The sequence below is a fragment of the Zobellia uliginosa genome (assembly GCF_900156625.1).
Lineage (GTDB): Bacteria > Bacteroidota > Bacteroidia > Flavobacteriales > Flavobacteriaceae > Zobellia > Zobellia uliginosa.
Genome location: NZ_FTOB01000001.1, coordinates 224,822 through 236,820, shown reverse-complemented (window position 1 = coordinate 236,820; position 11,999 = coordinate 224,822). Strand labels below are relative to the sequence as shown.

Annotated in this window: 10 protein-coding genes; 6 read left to right on the top strand and 4 right to left on the bottom strand. The window is 42.6% G+C overall.

Translation table 11 applies throughout. From position 1 onward, the window contains the following. Positions 1-44: 44 nt before the first annotated feature. Positions 45-479 (bottom strand): hypothetical protein, encoded by a 435-nt coding sequence (locus BW980_RS00970; protein ID WP_076453101.1) that lies wholly within the window; start codon positions 477-479, stop codon positions 45-47. A 153-nt stretch (positions 480-632) separates the two neighbouring features. Further along, positions 633-1,640: a recombinase RecA gene (gene recA / locus BW980_RS00965; protein WP_076453100.1), complete on the bottom strand. Its 1,008-nt coding sequence runs from the start codon at positions 1,638-1,640 to the stop codon at positions 633-635. Positions 1,641-2,164: 524 nt separating this feature from the next. Between recA and trhO the strand changes: the two genes are divergently transcribed. Further along, positions 2,165-3,196: an oxygen-dependent tRNA uridine(34) hydroxylase TrhO gene (gene trhO / locus BW980_RS00960; protein WP_076453099.1), complete on the top strand. Its 1,032-nt coding sequence runs from the start codon at positions 2,165-2,167 to the stop codon at positions 3,194-3,196. A 9-nt stretch (positions 3,197-3,205) separates the two neighbouring features. On the opposite strand, the gene BW980_RS00955 is transcribed toward trhO, so the two are convergent. Then, complete coding sequence (locus BW980_RS00955; RefSeq protein WP_076453098.1) at positions 3,206-4,375, bottom strand: MFS transporter; 1,170 nt, start codon at positions 4,373-4,375, stop codon at positions 3,206-3,208. A gap of 176 nt (positions 4,376-4,551) precedes the next feature. Between BW980_RS00955 and BW980_RS00950 the strand changes: the two genes are divergently transcribed. From BW980_RS00950 to BW980_RS00925, 5 genes are all read left to right on the top strand, one after another. After that, positions 4,552-5,793, top strand: a complete 1,242-nt coding sequence (locus BW980_RS00950; RefSeq protein WP_076453097.1) for a PSP1 domain-containing protein — start codon at positions 4,552-4,554, stop codon at positions 5,791-5,793. Next, entirely contained in the window at positions 5,786-6,271 is a 486-nt protein-coding gene (locus BW980_RS00945; protein WP_076453096.1) for a gliding motility lipoprotein GldH, read from the top strand. The genes BW980_RS00950 and BW980_RS00945 overlap by 8 nt, the downstream gene beginning before the upstream one ends. A gap of 3 nt (positions 6,272-6,274) precedes the next feature. Then, complete coding sequence (locus BW980_RS00940) at positions 6,275-8,617, top strand: penicillin-binding protein 1A (protein WP_076453095.1); 2,343 nt, start codon at positions 6,275-6,277, stop codon at positions 8,615-8,617. A gap of 117 nt (positions 8,618-8,734) precedes the next feature. Then, complete coding sequence (locus BW980_RS00935; protein ID WP_076453094.1) at positions 8,735-9,433, top strand: CoA transferase subunit A; 699 nt, start codon at positions 8,735-8,737, stop codon at positions 9,431-9,433. Between the two features lie 387 nt (positions 9,434-9,820). After that, complete coding sequence (locus tag BW980_RS00925; RefSeq protein WP_076453093.1) at positions 9,821-10,474, top strand: CoA transferase subunit B; 654 nt, start codon at positions 9,821-9,823, stop codon at positions 10,472-10,474. A 363-nt stretch (positions 10,475-10,837) separates the two neighbouring features. Here BW980_RS00925 and BW980_RS00920 read toward each other — a convergent pair whose 3' ends face one another. Beyond that, a complete protein-coding gene (locus BW980_RS00920) occupies positions 10,838-11,995 on the bottom strand; it encodes a methionine aminotransferase (protein WP_076453092.1) in 1,158 nt (385 codons plus the stop codon). Positions 11,996-11,999 lie beyond the last annotated feature (4 nt).

The following is an 11,999-nucleotide window of genomic DNA, read 5'->3' as shown; positions in this document are numbered from 1 at the left end:
GGGGTTTTATGCATAGCACATACGGTTCCTTAGGTTAAAGATAATTAAGGTTTCTGGCTTACAGGCACTTCTATTTCTAAAAATTCAGGTTCACCTTGATCATCGCTTCCCTTGTAGAACTTAAAAACATAGGGTTTATCGTACAGAACTTCAAATTGAAACGAATCTTGAACTTCGTCATCTACCGTATTGCATTTTTCTTTGTCTAAAATAATACCTACTGCCGAGACGGTTCTGATTTGGGTCGAATCGGTAAACGAACGGCTTACGTCAAAACGGTCGACCATGGTGCAATCGTCAGGTCTTAAGATTTTGACATCTATACTGTATACACGCCCGAGTTCAAAAGTGTCGGGCAAGCTGGCGCCCGTTATTTCCAAGGGGGCGTACTGAAAGTTGGTCCCGTCGTCGTCAAGACTGCAGGAAGCAATCGCTAGGGTGAAAGCTATGGTAAGTAGCTTTAAATATATTCTCTTCATATGGTTTTGATTTTTACATATAAGATGAAAAAAGGGCGCTAGGGTTGCGTAGTCTGCCACATAAAGGCTGAAAACGAATACGCCTTAAAGAAAGGGTTGACAACCATTCTTTAAGGCGTAAATTGTAAAACGGGAATAGGCTAATGGCCTAAATTATTTCTTAAGGGCATTAATGGCGGCACGAATTTTTTCGTCCAGCTCTTCAAAAAGTTCGGGATTGTCGAGCAATAATGATTTAACCGCATCTCGCCCTTGTCCTAACTTGGTATCGCCATAGCTGAACCAAGATCCGCTCTTCTTGATGATTTCATATTCTACACCTAGGTCGATGATCTCTCCTACTTTGGAAATTCCTTCACCGTACATAATGTCGAATTCCGCAGTTCTAAAAGGTGGGGCCACTTTGTTTTTGACCACTTTTATCCGTGTCTTGTTTCCTTGAACACTGCCGTCGGTATCTTTAATCTGGGTAGACCTTCTAATGTCTAACCTAACGGAGGCATAGAATTTTAAGGCATTACCGCCGGTAGTAGTTTCTGGGTTTCCGAACATCACGCCAATTTTCTCACGCAACTGGTTGATGAAAACAACGGTACAGTTGGTCTTGCTGATAGAACCGGTCAGTTTACGTAAGGCCTGTGACATCAATCTTGCATGGAGTCCCATTTTAGAGTCTCCCATTTCTCCTTCGATTTCACTTTTCGGAGTCAATGCGGCAACGGAATCCACGATTACGATATCGATAGCTCCCGAACGGATAAGGTTATCGGCAATCTCTAAGGCTTGCTCCCCGTTATCGGGTTGCGATATGATCAAGTTGTCTATATCGACACCTAATTTTTGTGCGTAGAAACGGTCAAAGGCATGTTCCGCATCGATAAAGGCGGCTATACCACCGTTTTTTTGTGCTTCGGCAATGGCATGAAGGGTTAAGGTCGTTTTACCTGAAGATTCAGGACCGTATATTTCAATGACCCTTCCGCGTGGGTATCCGCCAACGCCGAGAGCTATATCTAGACCTAATGAGCCTGAAGGAATGACTTCTACATCTGCCACTACACTATCGCCCATTTTCATTACGGCACCTTTACCGTAAGTCTTGTCCAATTTATCTAAGGTTAATTTAAGGGCTTTTAGTTTTGCTTCTTTTTCCGCGCTCATATTTTCTTTTTTTAAGGGATGCTAAATTAGCATTTCTTTTATCATAATGCCAGTTAAAGCCTGCATTTTATAAAAAGAAAAATTAACTTGAAAGGCTTTTTTTGGCGAAGTGAAAGTTCGAAAATTTTTATTGAAATCGTGTAAGCTTGAATAGATTATGCCGACTAAACTTATGCGATAAAGATTTATGGTGCTTGGTGTTACGCAACCGAAAGGCTGTTTTTGCATCTATTGTATGAAATAGTGTCTATGTCATAACCAAGTATACATACATGATAGACTTCTCTAGTTTAAGTGTTGAGGAGTGTTGGTGGTCATTTCCTTTTTTGTACTTGAAAAGATGCTATGAAAAAGAAAAAAATGGAGTGGCCAATAAGGAGCCTTGATATCACATCAGGGCTCTTTTTTATTTGTGATGTGGCCATGCCGACTTGATCCGGGCGTATGGGTTCATAACAGCTTGACATTATTTCTTATCTTTGCCGCCTTAGAAAATCTTTATAAACTTAAAACATTAGTATAGAATGCAACTGTACAATAATTTAAGTGCAAAAGAAAGAGCGGCCCTTATTAAGGAAGCCGGGCAAGAGCGCTTGACGATCTCTTTCTACAAATATGCACAAATCGGCAACCCACAACTCTTTAGGAACCATCTCTTTATACATTGGAACGAACTTGATGTTCTAGGGCGTATTTATGTAGCCCACGAAGGTATTAATGCCCAATTGTCAGTTCCTGCCGAGAATTTCGAGGCTTTTAAAAAGCACTTGGATAGCATAACGTTTTTAGAGAACGTGAGGCTTAATATCGCCATTGAACAAGACAACCTTTCGTTTTTAAAACTGAAAATTAAGGTTAGAAAGAAAATTTTAGCCGACGGTTTGAACGACAGCACTTTTGATGTGACCAACAAAGGGGTTCACGTAGGTGCCGAAAAGTTCAATGAACTTATTGACGATCCCAATACTATTTTGGTCGATATGCGAAACCACTATGAAAGCGAGATAGGGCACTTTAAGAATGCCATAACTCCTGACGTTGATACGTTTCGTGACTCTTTGGATATTATAGAAAAAGACCTGGCCGATTATAAGGAAGACAAAAAGCTGGTCATGTACTGTACAGGTGGTATACGATGTGAAAAGGCGAGTGCCTATTACAAGCACAAAGGTTTCAAGCAGGTCTATCAGTTGGAGGGCGGTATTATCGACTATGCCCGACAGGTTGAAGAGAAAAAACTCGAAAATAAGTTCTTAGGGAAAAATTTCGTTTTTGACCATCGACGTAGCGAACGCATTACCGATGATGTAATTGCAAATTGCCACCAATGTGGAAAACCTTGCGATACCCATGTAAACTGTGCCAACGAAGCCTGCCACCTCTTATTTATACAATGCGGGGAATGTGCCAAAAAGATGGATGATTGTTGTTCCGACAGGTGTAAGGAAATACACGCATTGCCTTACGAAGAACAGAAAAAGCTGCGTAAGGGTAAGGGAGCTAGCAATAAAATCTTTAAAAAAGGCCGTTCAGAGGTGTTGAAGTTTAAGCGCTAAGGTCTTGCCCTACATTTTTTTATCGCCATAGATTAAATGTGCGATAAGGCTAAGTAGGGAAAGGCTAAGACCCAGCACCGATACTCCTATCCATTGGTAATGTTGCCATGCATAGGCTCCTAGGCTTGTGCCCAAGGCACCTCCGAGAAAAAAAATGACCATATAAATAGTATTGATCCGGTTTCGGGCACTTTCGTTTCTAGAGAATATAATGTTCTGATTGGCAATGTGAAGCGATTGTTGCCCGAGGTCGACAAATATGACCCCGAGAACGATTCCTATGATCGAATGTGCCGAAATCATAAAGATCGACCAAGAAAGGATCAAGATTACGGTAGAAGTTAAAATGATGAGGTTCTTGCTTATCTTATCGCTTAATTTGCCGACGATACTGGCCGCCAAGGCCCCAACTACCCCAATGAGTCCGAAAGTACCGGTGATACCACTGCCATAACCGAAGTTGTCTTCCATTAAAAAGACCAAGGTGGTCCAAAAAGCACTTAGGCCTGCAAAAGAGAGTCCGCCTCGCACTGCGGCTAGTCGCAATGGAGGCTCCGACTTGAAATAATAAAGGAGGGACGTCATAAGCTCGGTATAACTGCCTTTGTATATCGGTGCTATTTTGGGGAGTTTAAATTTGAGGACGACAAAAAGAACGAGCATGATAAGGGTTGCCACAAAATACATACTGCGCCACCCGAACTGCTCCCCTATAAAACCACTTATGGCGCGGCTTGCTAAAATACCTATGAGCAGACCGCTCATGACAATGCCAATGGCACGCCCCCTGTTTTCGGCATTCGACAATTGGGCCGCCATGGGTACGAATAATTGGGGCAGGGCAGATGTGCATCCTATAAAGAAACTGGTAATGACCAGAAACCAAAGTGAGGGGGCAAATCCTGCGGCCACAAGGGAGAGTAACATTAAAATAAAATCCAATTTCAAAATTTTATGGTTGTTTACCATGTCACCAAGCGGAACTACAAAAAGTAATCCGAAGGCATAGCCCAACTGGGTGGCCAGGGCCACATTGCTCACCGCCGATTCGCTTACCCCAAAACTGATGGAAATCAAGTGTAATAAAGGTTGGTTGTAGTAGAGATTGGCGGCGACCAGGCCTGCCGAGATACTCATGAGGTAGAGAACCGCGTTACTTAGTGTTCTGGGTTTTTCCATAAAGACCGTCTCCCTATTTTTTTAAACATATGCATATGTCGTGCAAAGAAACGAAGAAGCCGTGTAAGTTGAGATAACTTTCGTTCACATTAAAAATTTAGTACCTTTACATATAAAATTAGTACGAACCCTATTTGGCCGTAAACCCCCGTTTGGGCCAAACCAAGATATAAAATATGGGCTGTAGCAGTTGTTCGACCGGTAAGGACGGACAACCTCGAGGTTGCAAGAACAACGGAACTTGTGGTACCGATGGTTGTAATAAATTAACGGTCTTTGATTGGCTTTCCAACATGTCGCTTCCCAATGGGGAAAAGCCGTTCGATTGCGTCGAAGTTCGATTTAAGAACAGTAGAAAAGAATTCTTCAGAAACACGGAAAACCTAACGCTTTCCATTGGTGATATTGTGGCAACACAGGCATCATCGGGCCACGATGTGGGCATGGTAACCTTAACGGGCGAGCTCGTCAAGGTGCAAATGAAGCGCAAAAAGGTTGACTATAAAGATAAAGACCTGCCTAAGATACACCGAAAGGCTACGCAGAACGATATCGATAAATGGCAAAAATGCCGTGACCGCGAAGAGGAAATAAAAAAGCGTGCTCGAGAAATAGCTATCATCCTAAAGCTTCAAATGAAGATTTCCGATGTAGAATTTCAAGGTGATGGTTCAAAAGCCACGTTTTATTATACGGCCGAGGATCGGGTCGACTTTCGACAGTTGATCAAGGATATGGCCAAAGCCTTCGGTATTAGGATCGAGATGCGCCAAATCGGATATCGCCAAGAAGCCCAGCGTTTGGGCGGAATCGGTTCGTGTGGGCGTGAACTCTGTTGTTCTACATGGTTGACCGATTTTAGGTCGGTCAGTACTTCCGCTGCACGGTATCAACAATTGTCATTGAATCCCCAAAAACTGGCAGGGCAATGCGGAAAGCTCAAATGTTGCCTGAACTATGAGCTTGATATGTACTTGGAGGCCTTAAAAGATTTTCCTTCACAAGACACCAAGCTATTTACCGAAAAAGGGCTGGCCTTCTGCCAAAAGACCGATATTTTCAAGGGAATGTTGTGGTTTTCGTACAAGGAAGACCCTTCTAGTTGGCATACCCTGACCAAGGAACAAGTGCAGGAAATTCTGGAAAAAAACAAAAAGAAAGAAAAAGTTGCCAGTCTAGAGGAATATACGGTAGATAATTTCGTTAAGGAAGAAAAGGTGTTTGAGAACGTGGTGGGCCAAGATAGCCTAACCCGTTTCGATAAGCCGAAAAGACCTAGAAACAGAAACCGTAAGAGAAACAAGGCGAAGAGCAATAGTGGGAAGAACAAGAACAGCAATAGCGGAAACAACCCGAACCCCCAAAAGAAAAGAGGTCGTAGGAACAACAATCAAAAAAGACAGCAAAAAAATGGCTAGGGTCTTGCTAGCTTTGGCCCTTGTCGTAGGGCTCGTTTCGTGTAACGATAATTTGGTAAAATCTGAATTTCAGGCCACAAAAGGCGGTGTCTGGAACAAAACCGACAGCATTCAGTTTTCATTCTCTGAAATCGATACCATGCAAAGGCACAATATGTTCATTACGGTGCGTAACGATGCCACTTTTCCATACAATAACCTATTCTTGATTACCGAACTGGAATTTCCCTCGGGAGAAACCGTTAAAGATACGCTGGAGTACGAAATGGCCTTGCCCGATGGATCGTGGTTGGGCAAAGGGTACGGAAGTATCAAAGAAAATAAATTATGGTATAAAGAAAACATCGTTTTTCCGTCTTCGGGCGTATATAATCTACGCGTTTGGCACGCCATGCGCAAAAATGGAAGCGTAAACGGTATTGAAGATTTGAAAGGAATCACCGATGTTGGATTTGAAATAGAAAAAAGTAACGAATAACTTATGGCCAAAGTTGTTAAAAAGAAAAAACCTACCGGGTATTTTAAATATATCAAATGGTTCTGGATCCTGTTTGTTTCAGGTATTTTATTGGTTGCATTAATATTTTTGTCGGCTTCATGGGGGCTTTTGGGCGACATGCCCGAATATGAACATCTCGAAAATCCCCAGACCAATCTGGCTACCGAGATTATTTCTTCAGACGGAAAAACATTGGGCAAGTTCTATTTAGACGATAACAGAACCCCGGTGCCTTATGACAGTCTTCCCCAAAACTTGGTAGATGCCTTGGTAGCTACCGAAGACGCCCGCTTTTTTGACCACTCGGGTATCGATGCCCGGGGAACCTTAAGGGCCTTTGTCTATTTAGGAAAAAAAGGGGGGGCTAGTACCATTACCCAACAATTGGCACGCCAGCTTTTTGTGGGGGTCAGGTCAAAGAACAAGTTTGAGACCATAAAGCAGAAAGTGATGGAATGGGTCTTGGCCACTCGATTGGAAAGGCAGTACACCAAGCAAGAGATTATTGCTATGTACTTGAACCAGTACGACTTTTTGAACAATGCCGATGGTATTCGATCAGCGGCGAAAATATACTTTGGTAAAGAACCACAAGAGCTAAAGGTCGAAGAATCTGCCGTTTTGGTCGGAATGCTTAAAAACTCCTCATACTTTAACCCCATAAGAAGGGAAGAATTGGTGGCCAATCGCAGAAACACCGTGCTGGGCCAAATGGCGAAATACGGTTATATCACTGAAAAGGAGAAAGATTCGTTACAGGCCCTGAAAATGGATATCAACTTTAATCCAGAATCGCATAAGGAAGGTCTCGCTACTTATTTTAGAATGTACCTCCAAAGATTTATGAACGATTGGATTTCCAAAAATCCTAAACCAGCTATGGAAGGTGGCAGGGATAAGTGGAATCTATTTTTAGATGGACTTAAAATCTATACGACCATAGACTCACGTATGCAGGCCAATGCCGAAGATGCCGTACGCAAGCATATGGCCAATCTTCAAAATGAATTCTTTCGCCAAAATACACCGGATAAAAACCCGACCGCACCTTTCTTGGATTTAGATAAATCTCAAGTCAATCGCATTCTAGAACGTGCCATGAAAAATTCATCTAGATGGCGTAAGATGAAGGATGAAGGGAAATCTGAAGAAGTCATCCGGGCATCGTTCACCAAAAAAACGGAGATGACCGTTTTTGACTGGAATAGTGATGGCCGTGAGCGTGATACTATTATGACTCCGTTGGATTCCATTAGGTATTATAAAACTTTTTTAAGGGCAGGCATGATATCTATGGAGCCGCAGACCGGACATGTTAAGGCATGGGTAGGGGGTGTTGATTACAGGCATTTTCAGTATGACAATGTTATTCAAGGTTCGCGGCAAGCGGGATCTACCTTTAAGCCTTTTGTATATGCAGCGGCCATCGATCAACTGCGTCTTTCTCCGTGTGAAACCTTGCCAGATACACAATATTGTATCGAGGCAGGAAAACATGGCAATGTGGAACCATGGTGTCCTGATAATTCAGACGGTAAGTTTTCTGGTAAGGATATGACCTTAAAATTTGCTTTGGCAAATTCGGTAAACTCGGTTACTGCCCAATTAATAGATAGGGTAGGGCCACGATCGGTAGTTTCTATTATCAAAAATTTAGGTCTGAAAGGAGACATTTTAGAAGTACCGTCCATAGCATTGGGTACTCCGGAATCTAATGTCTACGAAATGGTAGGGGCTTATGGGGCATTTGCAAATCAAGGGGTATACGTTAAACCTGTTATGGTAACCCGTATTGAAGATAAGAACGGTACGGTGCTTTACGAATATGTGCCCGAGACCAAGGATGTGTTGAGTAAAGATGTGGCCTATGCTATGGTAAACCTTATGGAAGGGGTTACCCAAGGAGGTTCGGGTACGCGTCTAAGACATACGGGGGCTAAGAACTCTACTGTGTACAAAAAGGTGATTACGGGCTATCCTTACGGGTTTACAAACCCCATTGCCGGTAAAACGGGTACGACACAAAACCAAAGTGATGGTTGGTTCATGGGGATGGTACCAAACCTTGTCACCGGTGTTTGGGTCGGCGGTGAAGAGCGTTCTATACATTTTAAATCGATAGCCTATGGACAAGGTGCCTCTATGGCGTTGCCGATTTGGGGATTGTACATGAAAAAGAATTATGAGAATAAAGACTTGGGTATCTCAGACGGAGCCTTTGAAAAACCCAAAAACCTGTCCATCAAAGTAGATTGTAGCAAGGTTTCTGACGATAATCAACAGGATTTAGACCTAGAGGATGATTTAGACGACCTAGATTTCTAAGGTCTTGCTACATAAAGGAATAACAAGAATTGCCCGTGATTTTGAATAAAAGTCACGGGCAATTTTCGTTTAAAAATTGTAACTTGACTGCAATAGAAATCTTTTATTCCTTATTGTATGATCTCTAAGAAAGTAGCAAGTGTTAAAGAAGCCTTAGATGGTGTTCAAGACGGCATGACATTTATGTTGGGCGGTTTTGGCCTCTGCGGGATTCCGGAAAACGCCATTGCCGAACTGGTTGCTTCCAATATCAAGGATATCACCTGTATTTCCAATAATGCCGGTGTAGACGATTTTGGATTGGGACTTTTACTTCACAAGCGCCAGATTAAAAAAATGATATCGTCTTATGTAGGCGAGAACGAAGAGTTTGAACGTCAGATGCTCAGTGGCGAACTCGAAGTAGAGCTTACGCCCCAGGGAACTTTGGCGGAAAAATGCCGTGCCGCACAAGCCGGTTTTCCTGCATTTTATACCCCTGCAGGTTATGGTACCGAAGTTGCCGAAGGCAAGGAAACCCGAGAGTTTAATGGAAAAATGTATGTGCTTGAGGAGGCTTTTAAAGCCGATTTTTCCTTTGTTAAGGCCTGGAAGGGTGATGAAGCCGGAAACCTGATCTTTAAAGGTACGGCCCGAAATTTCAATCCATGTATGTGCGGGGCCGCGAAAATTACGGTCGCCGAAGTGGAGGAGCTGGTTCCCGCAGGTGAGCTAGACCCCAATCAGATTCATATACCGGGCATTTTCGTACAGCGTATTTTTCAAGGGAGCAACTATGAAAAGCGTATTGAACAACGAACGGTTAGAAAGCGATAACTGTACCCTTTGAAAATTACTTAATTTCAAGATGAGAAATGATAGGAAAAATTTAATTGTAAACTTAAATTTTGATTTAGCTCTTGAAGTCGTAGCGTTTTCGGAAAGGATTAGAGCTGATAATCGTTTGAAATGGCCCATAGATATTTAGGGGTGGAACATCGATAGAAGCGAATATAAGGGAGGTGTAAAATGCAGAAAGTAAAAGGGGCTCATAAACTCGAATATTTGTTGGAAATGTGTTAGTCTTCGGAATTTTATCCAAACCCAAGTGAAAGCTTAATGAAGAATTTAAATTCTGTGACTTTGATCGTTTCGAAAATTATATCAACAAGTAAAAAATCGTAATTGTTCAATTTTCAAATTGACATTTTCAAATTAACTGTTATGTTAGATAAAAACGGAATTGCAAAGCGAATAGCACAAGAGGTAAAAGATGGTTACTACGTAAACTTGGGTATTGGCATACCTACCCTGGTCGCAAATTTTGTCAGGGATGATATCAATGTAGAGTTTCAAAGTGAGAACGGCGTCTTGGGAATGGGGCCTTTCCCTTTTGAAGGGGAAGAGGATGCCGATATTATCAATGCCGGAAAACAGACTATTACAACCTTGCCAGGAGCTTCTTTTTTTGATTCGGCCACGAGTTTCGGCATGATCCGTGGACAACATGTAGACCTGACCATTTTGGGGGCTATGGAAGTTGCCGAAAACGGGGATATTGCCAATTGGAAAATACCCGGAAAAATGGTCAAGGGAATGGGCGGCGCCATGGATTTGGTGGCCTCTGCGGAAAATATTATTGTAGCCATGATGCATACCAATAGAGCCGGTGTATCTAAGCTCTTAAAAAGGTGTAGTCTACCGCTTACCGGCGTGGGGTGTGTTACCAAGATTGTCACCAACCTCGCTGTTCTTGAAGTAACGCCCGCTGGTTTTAAACTTGTAGAAAGAGCCCCGGGAGTGACCGTGGAGGAAATCAAGACGGCTACCGAAGGCCATTTGATCGTGGAAGGTAGTGTTCCTGAAATGCCAATCTAGGCTAAAGGCAGGGGTTTCTCCGTTGTAGGGCGTATAAAAATTGGCTTTCACAACAATGTGGGAACTCTTCACAACAAGTTTTTTACCATTTAAAGAGTGATTCGTATATTTATATTGTTATTAATCGAAAATCGCATCCCAAATCCGATTTTGCCCAAATAAAAAACCTATGGAAGCTCAAATCAATCACACACAAGAAGAAATACAAGTTTATAAAAACGACTTTTTCAGCGGAATCGTAATGCTGACCAAGAAGTTGTTTATGCTGTAAAATGTTTTGAAAAAGTAATTACAAGAGCGGCTCACCCAAAGGCCGCTTTTTTTATGCGCTATTATTTTGATCTGGGGCCGAAATAGTGCTTGCTACAGTGAACGCAGAATGCTAACGGCCTCTTCTAAGGTCTCATTTTTCTTGGCAAAGCAGAATCGCAATACACCGTCTTGCCGATTACCGACATTAAAAGACGATATAGGAATACTGGCCAATTTATGTTCAACGATCAATCGTTTGGCAAAAGCTTCATCGTCTTCTTCCGTGATTTGCGTGTAATCCAAAAGTTGAAAATAGGTGCCCTCCGAGGGTCTGTACTTGAATCTGGAGCCTTTTAATCCTTCTAGGAACGAATCCCGTTTTTCTTGATAAAATGAAGAAAGGCCCAAATAGTTTTGCTCGTTTTTAAGGTAGGAAGCCATTGCCCTTTGCACGGGGTGGTCTACACAAAACACGGCAAATTGGTGTGTTTTTCTGAATTCTTGCATTAGTTCGGCAGGTGCGGCGCAATAGCCGATTTTCCATCCGGTGACGTGAAAAGTTTTGCCAAAAGAGGCACAAACAAAGCTGCGCTGGGCCAAATCGTCGAAACGGGAAGCGCTTTGGTGCTCCTTTCCATCAAAAATGATATGCTCATATACCTCGTCGCTCACCAAGATGCAATTGGTGGGCCTAAGGATTTCCTGTAACTGCAGCATGTCTTCCCTTGAAAATATACGTCCGCTCGGGTTGTGTGGCGTATTTATGATGATCATACGCGTCTTTTCTGAAATCTTGCTTTTCAAGGCTTGCCAGTCGATCTCGTAGCCATTTGCGTCGAGTTGTACATAAACGGGAATTCCCCCATTCAATAATATGGCCGGTTCATAACAATCATAGGCTGGCTTTATTACGATGACCTCGTCCCCATGGTTTACGAAGGCGGTAATTGCCGTAAACAGGGCCTGAGTTGCGCCTACGGTAACGGTAATTTCGCTTTCGGGATCGTAAAGCCTCTTATGTAGTTTTTCTATTTTTTCTGAAATAATTTCCCTTAAACCATAATACCCTGGCATGGCGGCATATTGGTTATGGCCGTTTTCCATGGCATCTGTGACCAATTCCTTCAGTTTAGGGTCTATTTCAAAATTAGGAAAGCCTTGGGAAAGGTCTATGGCCTTATTCTTTCGGGCCAAGTTGCCCACCGTAGTGAAAATGGTGGTTTTTGCCTTGGGGAGTTTAGATGAAAATCTCAAATTAGAGGAAGTCATTCGG